Raw genomic sequence first — 17,972 nt, forward strand, 5'->3', positions numbered from 1 at the left:
CTTTGATAGCCGAGTTATAGCCTTGATAGCCGAGCAATAACCTTGTTAGCTTAGCTATAAGCTCGAAAGCGACTCAATGATATTTGTTCAAAGCCCCTAGTCATTAGGGGCTTTTTTGTACCTTGAATCTAATTTCTTATTCCTTACTTCTACAACTGAACACCTTCCGCCTAATCCTCTCGTCGATACTGATAAGACCACTCATACCTTATGGTTATTATCAATGGAACTTGTTTGAGGTCACACGCACAAAACCACAAATAATGTATGGTAATGACATAGATTTAATAATATTAATAATATTGTATTACTTATATTTTAATTATTGATAACTCGCGTGTGCGAAAGGTAAAGGTAGGACTTAGGTATGATTCAAATCGTTATTGATGGGAAATATCGAATCGTCGAGCAAGGACAAACCGTTCTTGAAGCGGCAAAAACATGTGGCTTAGAGATCCCATCTTTATGTGGTTTGAACAAAACAGCGGATAAAGTACCGTGTGACTTGTGTGTTGTTGAAGTTGATGGCGTTGGTGTCACTCGTTCTTGTGAGCTTGAAGTGTCTAATGGGCTGAATATTACCACCCAGTCAAAACAGTTAACGACTCATCGGCAAGACGCGTTGAACCGCATCATGACCGATCATTACGCCGATTGTGAAGCGCCATGCCAAACGGCGTGTCCTGCTGGGGTCGATATCCAATCTTACCTACATCATATTGCTCAAAATGATCACATCAAAGCGATAGAGGTCATCAAAAAAACACTACCAATGCCCCTTTCGATTGGTCGAGTATGTCCTGCTTTCTGTGAAACGGAATGTCGTCGCAACTTGGTCGATGAATCCATCGCGATTCGTCAACTCAAACGACACGCTGCCGACGCAGATTTAGCCGCTCAAGAGAGCTACATGCCAACTAAGAAACCAATCAAAGGCAAGAGTATTGCGATTGTTGGTAGTGGCCCCGGTGGTCTTACAGCAGGTTATTACCTATCTAACGAAGGCTACGATGTCAGTGTTTATGAGTCGATGCCCAAAGCGGGAGGTTGGTTGCGTTACGGTATCCCTGAATATCGCTTACCTAAGTCGATTCTAGATAAAGAAATCGAACTGATGTGTCGTAATGGGATGTCGGTAGAGTGTGATAAAAAACTCGGTGTTGATTTTACACTGTCTGATTTGAGTAACGATTTTGATGCGGTTTGCTTAGCGGTTGGTGCATCGCAAGCAGTTGAAATGAATTATCCGGGCAGCGATCTTGGCGGTTGTTATCTAGGCGTCGATTACTTGAAAGATTACGTGACCGATCAGCAGTATGTCACTGGTAAAAAGGTTGCAGTGATCGGTGGCGGTAATACCGCGATTGACTGTGCTCGAACCGCGGTGCGTGATGGTGCGGATACCACGCTGATTTATCGTCGTACTCGAGATGAGATGCCGGCAGAAGATTACGAAATCGAAGAAGCTGAGCATGAAGGTGTGAAGTTCCATTTCTTAACCAACCCGGCAGAAAACATAGCCGGTGAAAATGGTCATGTATCAGAAATACGATTAGAGCGTATGGCTTTGGGTCCGGCTGATGCGTCAGGTCGTCGCAGCCCTAAACCAACGGGCGAGTTCTTTGTTGAAGCGTTTGATACCGTTATTGCTGCCGTGTCGCAAAAGCCGGATCTGAGCTTTATGGACAATGAAGCGATTGATATTCCTCTTACTCGTTGGAATACCGCTGATGCCGATCCGCAAACCATGCATACAGGTACCGGCAATATCTTTAGTATCGGTGATTTCCGACGCGGCCCTGCAACTGCAGTGGAAGCGGTGGGGGATGGGCGCATTGCTGCACAGGCGATTGATCGGTTCTTTCATGGCGACATGGATAACATTCCGGCCAAACCGTTTAATTCAAGAAAGCACAAGCAGCTCAAAGCGGTGGATCCTGAGCAATACAAATCCATACAGCGTATGGCGCGTAAGATCATGCCAGAGCTAACACCCGAGCAGCGTGAACAAAGCTTCGACGAAGTAGAAACAGGATTTGATAATGCCGATGCCATTGCGGAAGCAGCAAGATGTCTAGAATGTGGCTGCCAAGCCAATACCGATTGCGACCTACGAGACTACTCGACTGAATACAAGGCAACGCAAACACATCCAGAGTACAAAATCGATGTGGCTTCGAATGAGAGTTGGCAGGCGATTCGTGCAGAAGAAGCGAAGGTCGGTTTAACAAGACAAAAATTTGCTGTTGATGACAGTTCAGAATTTATTATCTTTGATGCCAACCGCTGCATCAGTTGCGGGCAGTGTATCCAAGCGTGCCGCGAACAGAATGTCCATGGCGTTCTAAGCTTCATGAATCAATTTGATGGCAAGCCTGCATCAAGACCCGAATGTCGTCCTAATTTTGGGGCAGACAAGACCTTAATGGGTGACTCAAACTGCGTTCAATGTGGATCTTGTATTCAGGCGTGTCCAACCGGTGCAATGGTGGATGCTCGTGATAGAAAGCAGGGAGACACAGACCTACTCAAGAAAGTCGATACCATCTGCACCTATTGTGGTGTGGGCTGTAAGCTAACCATGCATATCGATGAGCAGAAAAACAAAATCCGTTATATCGAAGGCGGTGACTCTCCGGTCAATGAAGGCATGTTGTGTGTTAAGGGGCGATTCGGCTTCGATTTTGTGGGCAGTGATGCGCGTTTAACCACACCATTAATTCGTAAAGATGGCTGGTTGCAACCTGCAAGTTGGGAAGAAGCGATTAAACTCATTGCTGATAAATTTACCGCAATTAAACAGGGCTTTGGTAGCAATGCTTTGGCGGGCTTCTCGTCGGCGAAAACCACCAATGAAGACAACTATGCCTTCCAAAAATTCATACGCCGTGAATTAGGCACTAATAACGTCGATCACTGTGCACGTCTTTGTCATGCTTCTACTGTTACCGGTTTAGAGGCTTCGCTGGGTAGCGGGGCGATGACCAATGATATTCCAAGTATCAAGCATTCAGATGTGATCTTTATTATCGGTTCAGACACGACTTCAGCACACCCAATTATTGGCTCGCACATCAAGCAAGCGGTGAGGCATGGTGGAGCACGATTGATCGTTGCTGATCCAAAACGAATCGATATTGCTGACCACGCTGAGCTTTACTTAGCGCACCGACCGGGCACCGATGTGATGCTGATTAATGGTGTGATGCAGCAGATCATCAAACACGGTTGGTACGATCAAGATTATATTGATGATCGTGTTGACGGCTTTGATACCTTATTGCAAGAAGTCATGTCACCAAGCTACTCACTTGATAAAGTCGAATTGGTGACTGGCGTGAAAGCGGAAGATATCTTCGCGATGGCTCGCTTGATTGGTACTGCAGAACGCACCGCAGTGTATTATTCGATGGGTATTACGCAACACACCACTGGCCACGACAACGTACGTTCAATCGCTAATCTACAACTATTGTGTGGCAACATTGGTATCGAAGGCGGTGGTATCAACCCATTACGTGGTCAATCCAATGTTCAGGGCGCGTGTGATATGGGGGCATTGCCGAACAACCTTCCAGGTTATCAGAAAGTGTATAACCCGATAGTTCGTCAAAAATTCGCGATGGAGTGGGGTGTTGCTGACTTACCAGCGGAAGCGGGGTTAACGCTCACCGAAATTATTGATGGAGCGTGCCATCGAGATGTTCGCGGTCTGTATGTCATGGGTGAGAACCCAGTGTTGAGCGACCCAAATCAAGCGCATGTGATTGAAGGCCTTGAAGCGTTAGATTTCCTAGTGGTTCAAGATATTTTCTTAACCGAAACCGCTCAGTATGCCGATGTGGTTTTGCCGTCTTGTTCGTTTGCTGAAAAGTCTGGCCACTTCACCAATACAGAGCGCCGAGTCCAACGTATTAATCCTGCTGTTAATCCGCCCGGTGACGCGAAAGAAGATTGGGTGATTATTCAAATGCTAGCCAATGCAATGGGCGGCGGTTGGGACTACAAAACCGTTGCTGATATCACCAATGAGATAGCACGTGTAACGCCGCAGTATGGTGGTTTACGTTGGGAGAATATTACGGTGAACGGCGTCCAATGGCCAAGTAATAAGAATAATCCTGACGGTACACGCATCATGCACCAGACTCAATTCACTCGCGGGCGTGGTCAAATGGAAGCGATTCCGTTTAGATACGCAGCAGAACTACCTGATGCGGAATACCCGCTAGTATTAACGACAGGTCGCATCCTAGAACAGTTCCACACCGGGACCATGACACGTAAAACCAAAGGGCTTGATAACTTGGCAGGACCACGTGCGATGGTGAGTGTTCATGATGCCGAAGCGTTAGGGATCTCGAATGGCCAGATGCTCAAAGTATCAACCCGTCGTGGAGAAATTGAAATCGCGGCATTTGTCACTAAGCGAATGCAAAAGGGGGTGGTATTTATTCCCTTCCATTTTGTCGAATCTCCAGTTAACCGCTTAACTACGACGGCAACCGATCCGCACGCTAAGATCCCAGAGTTTAAGGTGGCGGCAGTCCGCATTGACCCAATTCGTGAGTCTGAAGCAGAAACAACAGAAGTTTAGTTCCGAGCGTTAAGCTAATTAACGATAGGCATTAAAAAGCCGCGTAACTCTCAGAGTTATGCGGCTTAATTTATTGAGCTAGATTCAGTATCAATGACTGAGTCGTTTCGCTTTTAATTTAGATGAGCTTAGTTTGAAGCGAGTTCGTTACCGTGAACACCGAATTGCTTTGCGGCGTATGCCACGCGCTCGGCAGGTTTTGGATATTCAGCTGGCGTGCCTAGGTTTTCAATATGATGCAAGCGAGGCAATAAACCTGCGCCGTTTGCAATCTGTATTGCTAATCCTGGACGAGCGTTTAGCTCTAGTACCATTGGGCCTTCTTCTTGGTCTAAAACCATGTCAGTGCCCATGTAACCAAGGCCTGTCATTTCCCACGCGCTTGATGCTAGCGTAAGCAGCTTTTCCCAATGCGGTACTTGAAGTTGTGCCAACTCTTTGTCCGTGTCCGGGTGGTGAGTCACAGGGTGGTCAAATTGAACCGCACGAACGGCTTTACCCGTAGCGATACAGATGCCCACACCCACAGCGCCTTGGTGCAAGTTTGCCTTGCCGTCAGAAGCTGAAGTAGAAAGACGCATCATCGCCATCACAGGGTAGCCTTTGAATACGATAATTCGTACATCTGGCACACCTTCATAACTGAAGCCATCAAAACACTCGTCAAACTTGATGAGGTTTTCAACCACGGCTACGTCGTTCTTACCACCCAGTGAGAAAAGACCCGCGAGAGCGTTACTGATGTGACGCTCCACGTCTTCTTCATTGATAGTCGAACCCGATGGCTTGGTATAAACACCATCCTTGTGAGAAATAACAACAAGGATACCTTTACCACCACTACCTTGAGCGGGCTTGATTACAAACCCCGGCCACTCTTTAACCATCTTGTGGATTGTTTTTACTTCAGCTTGGTGACCAATAACGCCAATCAGTGTTGGTACGGTTGCACCAGCTTGTTCAGCAATAATCTTAGTCTTAAGCTTGTCATCAACGAGTGGATACTTGGAACGATCATTGTAGCGACCAATATAGCTATGGTTACGCTTGTTCATTCCCATTATGCCTTTGTCTTTCAACTTAAACGGTGAAGTAAATTGATCAAACATAACTTAGTCCTCCGCTAGCGGTTTAAAGCGACGAAGCTCGGTTAGACGGTAGCCTGTGTAGTTACCTAGTAGCAAGATGGTCGCTAGAATAACAAGCTGTAAACCAATAAAGTTAAACGTTAAATGCTGGATGAACGGGTTAGTCATGCCTAAGTAAACAAGAACAGCGGTAAATAGAGAACCACCACCTTGTAGCACCACCTCTTTCGCCCCTTCTTCTTCCCAAAGGATAGACATACGTTCGATAGTCCAAGATAGGATAATCATTGGGAAGAACGTAATCGATAAACCTTCAGTCAGACCGACTTTAAACGCCACTACAGTAAACACAGAGATAATCATGATTACCGTAATGATTACGGCGGATATCCTGGCGACCAGTAGCAAGTTGAGCTTGGATAAGTAACTTCGAATAATAAGACCTGTACCTACGATAAGTAGGAAGCCGACAATACCCGTTACCAATTGTGTTTGTACAAAGGCTACCGCAATCAGTACAGGCATGAACGTACCAGACGTTTTCAGACCGATGATGACACGTAGGAACACAACAATCAGAGCACCGATAGGAATCAGCATGATGGTTTTAAACATCGCTTGCTCTTCTAGCGGCAGACTATGAATGGAAAGGTTTAACAGTTGATCCGCAGAGACTTTACTGTTGGTTGCTTCAGTGGGAGTCACCTCCTGAGCAATCATAGAGAAGTGAACTTTACTGTTCTGACCGCCAACCACGTCTAATAGAGATACATTTGATTCATCCCAAATTAGCAGGTTTGGCTGAACTTGCTGTTCGCTTGATTCAGGAGAGAATAAAACCCATTGGTCGTTATCCCAGATCTGGTTCATTTGCTGGATAGATTGACGACGACGTCCATCTTCTAGCTCGATAACACCAACCACTTTATTGTGGATATTGGCTGCTGAAAGTAGCTTGTGTGTTGCTTCAACTTTGCTCATGTTATTCAGAATCAGTGCAGAGTTTTGGCTGTCTGGATCATTAAGCGTTTTGATAAGTTCACGAGTGAAGGTGATGTTGTCTGCTGAGCGCTTGGTTGCTCGGTCAATCAGTGCCAACGCTGCCGCTTCTTCTGGACCATCAAAGCTTGGTTGCGTAATTTCACCTTCTGGTGGTATCGCATCAATTTTTGCTTGGTTATCAACTAGGAATTGAGTCTTGTAGTAGATAGTTTGCGGGCCATCAGCGTGGCGAATAGACCATTCTGCACGACGACCTGACTCGGTGTTCAAGTAAGAGATGCCGTAACCTGGAGATGAAGCTGACTCACCAATAAGTGTGTAATTAGATTGAGTGTGAGGAGCAGCTAATGAAACTTTTGCTTCTTTACCAACCGCATTGAACTCGATACGAGCTTCAACGTCCCAAACCTGCCTGGTTTCCCCTGGAGTCCAAGGTACACCGTAGGTCGTATGTCTGAACATACTCAGTGTTATACCTGCCACGATGAGCAGGAAAATAGAGATATAAAATGGAATTCTTGACGTCATAGCTTACCCTACTATTGTTATTTAACTTCCGTTTGTACGTACTTTTTACTTACATCTACTAGCGCTATGTCTTTGATAAATTCGCGCCCTAGTAATACAGGGTGACTCATTTGAGAGCGATCCGCCAATGTAAATTGCGCTTTTTCATGGATATTTCCAACTTTTACCCATAATTCGATCACAGCTCGACGTTCTGTCTGGTCATTCGTTGACTGACGGATTTTTACATACCGCACAACGGGCGCTTCAATCCATTTTTGATCTTCTACAGCTTGTGCTTTATCGGCCAAATGGAATCTAACCCAGTCTTTACCGTTACGTTCGAATTCTTTGATGTCGACAGCATTTAAAGAAGAGGTGGTTGCGCCAGTATCAACACGCGCATCAAAGCTTTGTTTGATCGAGTCGATAGACACTTTTTCGATTCCGCCAAGGATGGTCGGTTGTAACGTAGTAGTGACAGGAGTAGCGGCAACGACGACGGGTTCTTCTTGCTCTAGTTCTTCAATTACCTTGTGTTCCATACTGGTCAGGTGAACATCTAATTGACTAGAAAGAGTGGTGATTTCGTCTTCTAAGCTTTCAATATAATCGCTTTGATTACTTAGTTGCAGTTCAAGATTTTGAACCTTATTTGCGATGTTTGTCTCTGAGCGGGCAATAGCGTCGAGAGTTTCTTGGTGGTAGGTAGCACCGTTCGTGAGGGTACAACCAGAGAGCAAACCAACCGCCACGATAGGCGATAATCGCTTAAACATATAAAAAACCTTTGAGAATTAGAGAATAGTTCAGACTATTTAGTAGTTTATCCCACAAAAAAGGACGCGTGAAGCATCCTATTGTAAGAGTCTGGTCATATTGAATCGCTATGTGAGCGCTACGAAAATTATTGTGATCTGAGTTCGTTCATTTGTTAAGCATGAGCGCGAATTTTATATAATTCATGCTCATGCTATTCAAAACTTACACATATAAATAACTAAGACTGAGTGACCACAGAGTGGTCCTATAGAAGTTACGGTTTCGTCGCGACAAGAACGGCACGTCTTGGTGCAGGGTGACCCTCAACCGTTTTACTTGGATCGTTCGGATCGAGGTAATCTGGAAGGGAGTTGTGTGTCATCCATTCTGTTGTGCGTTGTTCGCCAATCGTCGTGACATTTTCGTCAACGATACGCACGTCTTCAAAGCCAACCTGTTCGAGCCAGCGTTTCAGTGCGCGAGCAGAAGGGAAGAAGTACACATTTCTCATTTGCGCGTAACGGTCAACAGGGACCAATACCGCATTCTCGTCACCTTCAATCACCAAGGTTTCAAGAACCAGCTCACCGCCAGATGCCAATTGGTCTTTTAGCTGAATCAAGTGATCCAGTGGTGAACGACGGTGGTACAGCACACCCATGCTAAATACAGTATCGTAGGCTTCTAGTTTTGGCAGTTGCTCAATACCTAAAGGTAATAGGTGAGCACGTTGGTCATCGCCCATTAACTTACGAATTGCTTCAAACTGAACCAAGAATAGATGAGAAGGGTCGATACCCACCGTTAGGCGTGCGCCTTCACCTAGCATGCGCCACATGTGGTAACCATTGCCACAACCTACATCGAGTACTGAACGGTTTTTAAGCGGTGAGATATGTGGAAGGACACGGTCCCATTTCCAGTCACTGCGCCACTCCGTATCGATATGAATATCGTGAACGGTGTAAGGACCCTTCCTCCACGGGTGGAAGGTCTTTAGTAAGCTTTCTAACTTCTTAAGTTCACCTGTGTGAAATGGTGTCGAGCTACCAATGGTTACTGAGTTTTTCAGATCAACTTGGTCAGGCACGCCTTGAGGGATTTTATTCAGTGCACGTAACCAGCGGTCGAAGTCACCGTGCTCTGCATTTTGCCAATCCGTCAGCTGTTGAGGAAGAACATTGAGCCACGGCTGTAGGCGAGTGTCTTGGGCAATGAGTTGATAAAAATTGGCAAAATTAAACATAGTTTTTCACTGAGTTAATAGGGTCAATAAACCCTAAAATAAAAATTAAATTTGTCATTCCCTACAGTGAGGGACGAACATGATAGGGAATCTCGGTTTATCGTACTTGATAGAGATCCCCAACTCGCTCGTTCCTCGCTCTTGAGGATGACGTTTTAGTTCGAGCTGACTGGGTATGTGCGCTATTTAATCGCGAACATCGAACCAAAGTTGAAGCATTGGAACCACACTTCGCTGCTTGAGAAGCCTATCTTATCAAAGCGTTCCTTGTGGACAGGGATCGAGTCTGGACGCATCACGTTTTCGATTGCACTGCGTTTTTGGCTTACTTCAAGCTCACTGTATCCATTGGCACGTTTGAAATCATGGTGCAGATCGATAAGCAGTTCATTTGAACTTTCATCTTCGAATACGTATTTTTCTGACAGAATTAAGATCCCGCCCGGGCGCAAGCCTGCATAAATTCTCTCAAGCAGAGCGTATCGGTCGTCGGGAGACAGAAATTGCAGCGTAAAGTTAAGAACCACAACAGAGGCGTCTTTAATTTCTACTTCACGGATGTCGGCTTCAATGACTTCTACTGGCGTGTCACTGCGGTAAGCATTAACGTGCAACTTACAGCGTTCAACCATCGCTTGTGAATTATCAACAGCGAAAATGGTGCAGCCTTCTTGCTGAATATGGCGACGCATAGAAAGTGTCGCCGCGCCAAGAGAGCAGCCTAGGTCATAAATATTTGAATGTGGCTTTACAAAGCGCTCAGCCAGCATGCCGATTGCAGAGATGATATTGCTATAGCCAGGCACCGAGCGTTGAATCATATCCGGAAATACTTCAGCAACCCTTGCATCAAAGGTGAAATCACCAATTTTATCAATAGGAGCGGAAAAGATATTGTCTGTGTTGCTCATGGCATTTTCTCTCGACAGTCAGCGTAATTGGCACAAAATTCATACCAAATAAAAGGGGACGTATTTTACGTAAAAAAAGCGCGGCTGTCACGAAAACTGAGATTTAGCTCAAGGTTCGAAGTTACTGATAGGTGATGGGCTAAAACATCGAGATTTGATGATTGCCTTTCTGTGCTGGAAATTGAGCGAGATCAGGCAATATAAGTGATGTATTTTCAGACACTTGCTTTTGTAGCTGCTTATAAATAGCTATCGCAAGTTCAGGTGCGTGATTATTGTCTGGGGTGTGGATCATTAAATAGGGTTGTTTGCCTTCATTAAGCCAGTTTGGAATTTTGGCAAACCAAGGCCTAAAAAATTCAATATTAGGTTCTTGATCTGGGTGGCCAATAAATCGAATCATCGGGTTATTGGCGGTCGCAATCGCATGCACGGGAACGCGTGGTTTTTTCTGATGAGCATCGATAACGGCTTCCGTTGTTGGTGGTGCGGAGAAAACGGGACGGCTATCCATAATAATGCGATTGATCCCTTCTTCTATTAACCAATGATTGAAGCGCTTTTCCGCATCACCCTTATCAAAAAAACCAAGGTGACGAACCTCTACGCCAAGCTGCATATTTTTGGGGAACAAGGTACAAAACTTTTGCAGGGCAGGGAGCATACTAGGTTCAAAACTGTGTGGTAGCTGAATCGTCCATTGGCCAATACGGTCGTGCAGTGGCGACATGGTCATTAAAAACTCTTTGAGCTCGGCTTGGCAGTGCCTAAGTTGTTGCTGGTGGGTGATGAACTTTGGCAGCTTGAAGGTGAACCTAAAATCATCGTGACTGGCGGCTTTCCAGTTGTTAACGGTCGACATACTCGGTGTGGCGTAGAAGGTCGTGTTGCCTTCAACCGTATGAAAAACTTGTGTGTACTTTTCTAGGCGTTCGGCTGGCTTGGTTCCCTTGCCATAGAACTGACTTTGCCACTCAGAATGAGACCACATGGTTAATCCAAGTCTTAAAGGTAAAGTTTCTGTTGTTATTACACGATCATCCATCTATTACACCGTTATTCATCACGCGATCAGTCATTACAAAAAGTTTTTGGTTTGAAACGAAAATCTACTGTACGAGAGTTTTGCTGATTAAGGTACTTTCGAGATATAATTAGCGCAATTTTTTCGGTTTTGATGAATCTTTGCGCACTTGATGGGCTAAAAAGCAGCAAAGCCAGATAAAACACAATAAATTCGAATGTGGAAGGTCGATTTTAAACGAGTTTCCGCGTATAAATGTTCCTTTGCTCTGTTGTGTGGAATGACCACTGACAGCTTGGAAACTAGTAAATAATTAAGAGATTGGGAAATTCATTATGCGTACCCATTACTGTGGTAACCTGAACAAGTCCCTGGCGGGACAAACTGTAGAATTGTGCGGCTGGGTAAACCGTCGCCGTGATTTAGGCGGTCTTATCTTTATCGATATGCGAGATCGTGAAGGCGTCGTTCAGGTTGTTGTCGATCCAGATATGAAAGATATCTTTCCGATCGCTAACCAACTGCGTAATGAATTCTGTATCAAGTTTACTGGTGAGGTACGTGTTCGTCCTGACAGCCAAGTAAATAAAGATATGGCGACAGGTGAAGTTGAGCTTTACGCGACTGGCCTAGAGATCATCAACCGTTCAGAAGCGCTTCCACTAGATTTCAACCAAACGAACTCTGAAGAACAGCGTCTAAAGTACCGTTACATCGATCTTCGTCGTCCAGAAATGAGCGATCGTATTAAGCTTCGTGCACGTGCTTCTAGCTTCGTTCGTCGTTTCCTAGATGAGAACCTATTCCTAGACATCGAAACACCAGTACTAACGAAAGCGACACCTGAAGGCGCTCGTGATTACCTAGTACCAAGCCGTGTTCACAAAGGTAGCTTCTACGCACTTCCTCAATCTCCTCAGCTGTTCAAACAATTGCTGATGATGTCTGGTTTTGACCGTTACTACCAAATCGTTAAATGTTTCCGTGATGAAGATTTACGTGCTGACCGTCAGCCTGAATTTACTCAAATCGATATCGAAACATCGTTCATGTCTTCTCAAGAAGTACGTAACATCACTGAAAAGCTCGTTCACGATATGTGGAAAGAGCTTCTAGATGTTGAACTGGGCCAATTCCCAGTAATGCCTTTCTCTGAAGCGATTCGTCGTTTCGGTTCTGATAAGCCAGATCTACGTAACCCACTAGAATTAGTAGATGTTGCTGACTTGGTTAAAGACGTTGAGTTCAAAGTATTCTCAGGCCCTGCGAACGACGAAAAAGGTCGCGTAGCGGTTATCCGTGTACCAGGTGGCGCTAAGCTAACTCGTAAGCAAATCGACGGTTACGCAGAGCATGTAGGTATCTACGGCGCGAAAGGTCTAGCTTGGATGAAGGTTAACGACCGTGCTGCTGGCATGGAAGGTATCCAATCTCCAGTTGCTAAGTTCCTAAACGAAGACGTGATCAACGGTCTTCTTGAGCGCACTCAAGCTGAATCTGGCGATATCATCCTATTTGGTGCAGATAAAGCGAACATCGTTGCTGAAGCAATGGGCGCACTTCGTATCAAGCTAGGTGATGACCTAGAGCTAACAGATAAGAAAGCGTGGGCTCCACTTTGGGTTATTGATTTCCCAATGTTCGAAGAAGATGGCGAAGGCAATCTTCACGCTATGCACCACCCATTCACATCACCACTTGGTGTGAACGCGGAAGAGCTAAAATCGAACCCAGCAGCAGCTAACTCTGATGCCTACGACATGGTAATCAACGGCTACGAAGTCGGCGGCGGTTCTGTACGTATTCACAGCGCAGAAATGCAAACGGCTGTATTCGGTATCTTAGGTATTGAAGCTAAAGAGCAACAAGAGAAGTTCGGTTTCCTACTTGAAGCACTTAAGTACGGTACGCCACCACACGCAGGTCTAGCATTCGGTCTTGACCGTTTAGCAATGCTTCTTTGTGGTACAGAGAACATCCGTGACGTTATCGCATTCCCGAAAACAACAGCAGCAGCATGTCTGTTAACAGACGCGCCAAGCCTAGCAAACCCAGCATCACTGGAAGAGCTAGCAATCGCTGTTAACTTAGCGAAGAAAGAAGACTAATCAAACGATTAAGCTCAACTTTCTAATCAAGCAGTGAGTTTTCGATAGAGCTTAAGTCATAGATAGCACTTAAGCTTTCAACAAAACTTAGTTTTTGATAGAACTTTTTCTTTCGCAGAACAACGAAATGCCCGTTAATTTGACGGGCATTTTTTTTTGCGTTCGATATACTAAGCTCATAAAGCATGTATAAATAATCAGTATTGAAGTTATGTCTATTATCTTAGGGATTGACCCTGGCTCTCGCATTACCGGCTATGGCGTGATTCGTCAAAATGGTCGCCATCTATATTACTTAGGTAGTGGTTGTATTCGCACTTCCGAGAAAGAATTGCCAGGTCGCTTAAAGCAAATCTATGCGGGCGTTAGTGAGATCATTACTCAGTTTCAGCCTGACGTATTCGCGATCGAACAAGTGTTCATGGCGAAGAATGCCGACTCAGCACTTAAGCTTGGACAAGCTCGTGGTAGTGCAATTGTAGCAGCGGTGAATGCTGATTTGCCTGTACATGAATATGCGGCTCGTTTGATCAAACAAGCGGTGACAGGTAATGGTGGTGCTGATAAGTCGATGGTTCAGAACATGGTGATGAGCATGCTCAAGCTACCTGCCAAACCACAGGCTGATGCTGCTGATGCTCTCGGCGTAGCGATCACTCACGCTAACACCAATAAAACCTTGGTTGCACTGGCAGGTAAAGCGACAGGTGCGAGAAAAGGACGCTACCGTTAATCCCCCCATCGCTTTCTAGAAGTTTTCTTTCGATGAGCCTTACGCCCCGTTTGGCTCATATCAAAACAATACGCACCTAAATCCTTGATGAAATGAGATCTTTCGAACAGAACCCAGATAATAACATTGCGTATCATTTAACATGTTATTAACATTGGTCGGAGGTCTTACAAGTTAATCAAGGATGATCACTGATGAACCCAATCAAGCTGTGGCGCGCGCTGTTTCTCCCTAAAAGCAATGGGTGGAGTAACAACGAAGTCAGACAAGCCGATATCTTATTACTCTTCACTTTTATCGCATTCTTCGTGGGTGTCTATAGCTTAATCAAGTGGACTAAGCACGAAGAGCAACTTCTGATCGCCACATCTGTATTTCTTATCGTATTCGAACTGATTTCTGCACTGCTACTTCGTGTGACGAGTAAGCCGAGCCTTGCACTTAACTTTGGTTTTGTCGGCATGGCTGTCCACGCGTTGAACATCATTTACCAAAGCGGTGGGGTTGTGGCTTCCACTCAAGCTTATTGGGTGCCTTTGTTAGTGGTCGCTTTCTTCTTATCAGGAACACGAATTGTGGCTTTGGTGTGGAGTGGACTGGTTATCGGTGTTTCATTAGTGATGACCTCAGCACATCTCAATGGATTTGCATTTCCCCAGCTTGAGTTAACCCCTGATGCGGTAGTGGTAGAAACTTGGTCCGGTGTGATTATGCCGCTGGTGGTGATCTGCATTGCCCAAGCATTTACTGCGAAACAAAAAGAGGTGGCAATCGAAATGGCAGAGGATGCGATTTCAGAAAGCCAACATGTTGCCAACCAAGCGACGCAAAGTGAAGGTCAGCTCTCTATCGTGCTCGACCAAGCCAATTCGAATTCGGAGAGTCTTCAAGGTGTTTCGGTTCATTTAGATCAGCAATCACAAGACTTGCGTGCTCAAGTTGAGGTGTTGAATGTCAATTGTGAATCTCAAGCGAGCGCTGCAGAAGAGATGAGCCAACAACTCCATCAAATGACTCAAGGTATCGAAGAATCCAATTCATTTGTGGGTGAACTGAAAGAGCGCAGTGAAGCGGTTGGAACCAAAGCGCAAAAGAGCTCCGAGTCATTAGAAGCCTCAACCAGTGCAATCAGCCAGATCATTCAAAGTAATCAAGAGATCATGAAAGTCGCTGATTTGATTACTTCCGTAGCCGAACAAACCAACCTATTAGCACTTAACGCAGCAATTGAAGCCGCTCGAGCCGGTGAACAAGGACGAGGTTTTGCTGTGGTGGCCGATCAAGTGAGAGAGCTATCGGCGAAAAGCAGTCATTCAGCAATAGAAATTCGAACCTTGTTAGATCGCAGTAAAGAAGAAGTAGAAAACGGTCGAGCCATTATTGAAACTACGGCGAATGAAATGAACGGCATCATCTCTGAGGTGCAAACCATTTCTACTGATGTTAATCAACTGACCAATATTATGGCGATGCAGATGAGCTCATTGAAAGAGCTCGACCTTGCCAGTTCAGAAGTGGCACAGAGCGTTGCAGAAACCAAATCCGTGTCAGGTTTAGTCGCTAATTATGGTTCTGAACTGACCGGGCATGTCACCTCAGTAAAAGAACTGGTCGAAAGCCTGAATAGCGTGGTTTCCCAAGCTAAGCAAGCTTAAATAAATCACCTTAATAAACACAAAGAACTGGATAAGCATCCAGTTCTTTTATATTCTGTCCCTCAAATAATATTCCATCAAGAGAGTGAATTGTGATCGGACGCCTACGCGGTACATTAATAGAAAAACAGCCACCAGAGTTGCTAATCGAAGTCAGTGGTGTTGGTTATGAAGTACAAATGCCAATGAGCTGTTTTTATGAATTACCAAACGTTGGCGAAGAGGCAATTATCTACACTCACTTTGTCGTACGTGAAGATGCGCAGCTACTTTATGGTTTCAATACGGTAAAAGAGCGTGCTCTGTTCCGTGAAGTCATCAAAGCAAATGGTGTCGGTCCTAAGCTAGGCCTTGGCATACTTTCAGGCATGACCGCTAGCCAGTTTGTTCAGAGTGTTGAACGTGAAGATATCTCTACGCTAGTTAAACTTCCGGGTGTGGGTAAGAAAACCGCTGAGCGTCTTGTCGTTGAAATGAAAGACCGCTTGAAAGGGTGGGGAGCAGGTGATCTGTTTACGCCTGCAACGGATGCAGCGCCTATGGACTCTATGCCAACGGTTCACGATGCTGAAGAAGAAGCAGTAAGCGCACTACTTGCACTGGGTTATAAACCAACTCAAGCCTCTAAAGTTGTTGCTCAAGTGGCTAAAGATGGCATGACAAGTGAACAATTGATTCGCGAAGCACTAAAGTCGATGGTTTAATACCTCATATACTTGTTCTACAAAATAGACTCATTCACTTTGCCTTTACACTGAGTCAAGAAGCGCAGAGTCAGGAAGAGCAGAGTTAGGAATAACAGAATTTATGATTGAAGCCGATCGCCTGATTGCACCGGATAATCCGGTCTTTAAAGATGAAGATGTCATTGATCGCGCAATACGCCCTAAAGCACTTGCCGACTATCAAGGTCAGGACCACGTTCGTAACCAGATGGAGATTTTCATTCAAGCCGCTCAAATGCGAAATGAAGCTCTGGATCATCTGTTGATTTTTGGCCCTCCCGGTTTAGGTAAGACCACGTTGGCAAACATTGTTGCCAATGAAATGGATGTGAGCATCCGTACCACTTCAGGCCCTGTTCTTGAGAAAGCCGGTGACCTTGCGGCGCTACTGACTAACCTTGAAGAAAATGATGTGCTGTTCATTGATGAGATCCACCGTCTAAGCCCAGTGGTTGAAGAGGTGTTGTATCCCGCAATGGAAGATTACCAATTGGATATTATGATTGGTGAAGGCCCTGCGGCTCGCTCTATCAAGATTGACCTTCCTCCTTTTACTTTGATTGGCGCAACCACTCGTGCTGGCTCACTGACGTCTCCGTTACGTGACCGTTTCGGCATTACCCAGCGTCTTGAATACTACAAAGTAGAAGATCTTCAAAATATCGTTCAACGCAGCGCGGATTGCCTTGGCCTATCTCTGGAGTCTGAAGGTGCATTAGAAATTGCTCGCCGTGCGCGTGGTACACCACGTATTGCTAACCGTCTACTACGTCGTGTTCGTGACTATGCGGAAGTGAAAGGCGATGGACATATCTGCCCAGACGTTGCAGATAAAGCACTCAACATGCTGGACGTTGACGCCAAAGGCTTTGACTACATGGATAGAAAGCTTCTGCTTGCGATCATGGAGAAGTTTGGTGGTGGTCCGGTTGGTATCGACAACATGGCAGCTGCGATTGGTGAAGAGAGAGACACCATTGAAGATGTGTTGGAACCTTACTTGATTCAGCAAGGTTACTTACAAAGAACGCCAAGAGGTCGAATCGCGACCGACAGAGCGTATTTACACTTTGGAATAGATAAACCGTCTAATCGTTAAATTATTCATTTTCAAAGATCCCAGTTGCATAAGCGCTGGGATTTTTTGCTTTTTATTGAATAACAACTCTTTGAGCGATTCGATAAAAAGGCTGAATAGCCTCTGTCAAAAATGAAAACTTTGATTGCAGGTTTGATTTAGCTAGCAAAAAATGAAATAAGTTGTCATATTTTTTGTTAATACTTTATAGGTAGTTGTAATTTGTATGTTGAAGTGGTGCTGAGCTTTTGTCACAGATATCATGCGCTGTTATTAACAGAGGCTAAATTGGTGTGATTTTAATCATGATTGTACAAAAATAACTCTAATTTGCTCGAATAAAATTGATACAAATCAACGCAAGGTTCTCCTATAAACCTTTTGAAACATACTGATTTTACCAGTAATATTAGCGCCAGCTATATTAGCTCATGCTTAACAATAATCTAACTATAACGGTACGTTTTTGCTACAAATTTCAATTTGTAATAACAATTACACAAATTGTTTTAACATGGATTTTTGCGGTGAATAAT

The 17,972-nt window shown here is 44.9% G+C and carries 12 protein-coding genes; 6 read left to right on the plus strand and 6 right to left on the minus strand.

Annotated elements, in window-relative coordinates:
• Positions 1 to 367 precede the first annotated feature (367 nt).
• Complete coding sequence (gene fdhF / locus AACT19_RS19020; RefSeq protein WP_076648157.1) at positions 368 to 4,597, plus strand: formate dehydrogenase subunit alpha; 4,230 nt, start codon at positions 368 to 370, stop codon at positions 4,595 to 4,597.
• A 128-nt stretch (positions 4,598 to 4,725) separates the two neighbouring features.
• Here the strand turns inward: fdhF and AACT19_RS19025 are convergent, their stop codons facing one another.
• From AACT19_RS19025 to AACT19_RS19050, 6 genes are all read right to left on the minus strand, one after another.
• Positions 4,726 to 5,706 (minus strand): alpha-L-glutamate ligase-like protein, encoded by a 981-nt coding sequence (locus AACT19_RS19025; protein ID WP_004736463.1) that lies wholly within the window; start codon positions 5,704 to 5,706, stop codon positions 4,726 to 4,728.
• A gap of 3 nt (positions 5,707 to 5,709) precedes the next feature.
• Positions 5,710 to 7,215, minus strand: a complete 1,506-nt coding sequence (locus AACT19_RS19030) for an inactive transglutaminase family protein (RefSeq protein WP_004736464.1) — start codon at positions 7,213 to 7,215, stop codon at positions 5,710 to 5,712.
• A gap of 17 nt (positions 7,216 to 7,232) precedes the next feature.
• Positions 7,233 to 7,973 carry an ATP-dependent zinc protease family protein gene (locus tag AACT19_RS19035; RefSeq protein WP_004736465.1) on the minus strand — a complete coding sequence of 247 codons (741 nt, stop codon included), beginning with the start codon at positions 7,971 to 7,973 and terminating at the stop codon, positions 7,233 to 7,235.
• Positions 7,974 to 8,230: 257 nt separating this feature from the next.
• Entirely contained in the window at positions 8,231 to 9,202 is a 972-nt protein-coding gene (gene cmoB, locus AACT19_RS19040) for a tRNA 5-methoxyuridine(34)/uridine 5-oxyacetic acid(34) synthase CmoB (RefSeq protein ID WP_004736466.1), read from the minus strand.
• A gap of 182 nt (positions 9,203 to 9,384) precedes the next feature.
• Positions 9,385 to 10,113, minus strand: a complete 729-nt coding sequence (gene cmoA / locus AACT19_RS19045) for a carboxy-S-adenosyl-L-methionine synthase CmoA (RefSeq protein ID WP_017078176.1) — start codon at positions 10,111 to 10,113, stop codon at positions 9,385 to 9,387.
• A 139-nt stretch (positions 10,114 to 10,252) separates the two neighbouring features.
• Positions 10,253 to 11,158, minus strand: a complete 906-nt coding sequence (locus AACT19_RS19050) for a DUF72 domain-containing protein (protein ID WP_076648160.1) — start codon at positions 11,156 to 11,158, stop codon at positions 10,253 to 10,255.
• Between the two features lie 314 nt (positions 11,159 to 11,472).
• Here AACT19_RS19050 and aspS point away from each other — a divergent pair, with 314 nt between their 5' ends.
• The 5 genes from aspS to ruvB all read left to right on the plus strand — a co-directional run bounded on the left by aspS (position 11,473) and on the right by ruvB (position 17,457).
• Positions 11,473 to 13,245, plus strand: a complete 1,773-nt coding sequence (gene aspS / locus AACT19_RS19055; protein ID WP_004736469.1) for an aspartate--tRNA ligase — start codon at positions 11,473 to 11,475, stop codon at positions 13,243 to 13,245.
• 211 nt (positions 13,246 to 13,456) lie between these two features.
• On the plus strand, positions 13,457 to 13,978 hold the full coding sequence (gene ruvC, locus AACT19_RS19060; RefSeq protein WP_004736470.1) for a crossover junction endodeoxyribonuclease RuvC: 522 nt from the start codon (positions 13,457 to 13,459) through the stop codon (positions 13,976 to 13,978).
• Between the two features lie 194 nt (positions 13,979 to 14,172).
• Positions 14,173 to 15,633 carry a methyl-accepting chemotaxis protein gene (locus AACT19_RS19065; protein WP_076648163.1) on the plus strand — a complete coding sequence of 487 codons (1,461 nt, stop codon included), beginning with the start codon at positions 14,173 to 14,175 and terminating at the stop codon, positions 15,631 to 15,633.
• Between the two features lie 92 nt (positions 15,634 to 15,725).
• Positions 15,726 to 16,337 (plus strand): Holliday junction branch migration protein RuvA, encoded by a 612-nt coding sequence (ruvA, locus tag AACT19_RS19070; protein ID WP_017076435.1) that lies wholly within the window; start codon positions 15,726 to 15,728, stop codon positions 16,335 to 16,337.
• A 103-nt stretch (positions 16,338 to 16,440) separates the two neighbouring features.
• Positions 16,441 to 17,457 (plus strand): Holliday junction branch migration DNA helicase RuvB, encoded by a 1,017-nt coding sequence (gene ruvB, locus AACT19_RS19075; protein ID WP_017083931.1) that lies wholly within the window; start codon positions 16,441 to 16,443, stop codon positions 17,455 to 17,457.
• Positions 17,458 to 17,972 lie beyond the last annotated feature (515 nt).

It is taken from the genome of Vibrio sp. 10N.222.47.A9, from assembly GCF_963872585.1.
GTDB lineage: Bacteria > Pseudomonadota > Gammaproteobacteria > Enterobacterales > Vibrionaceae > Vibrio > Vibrio splendidus.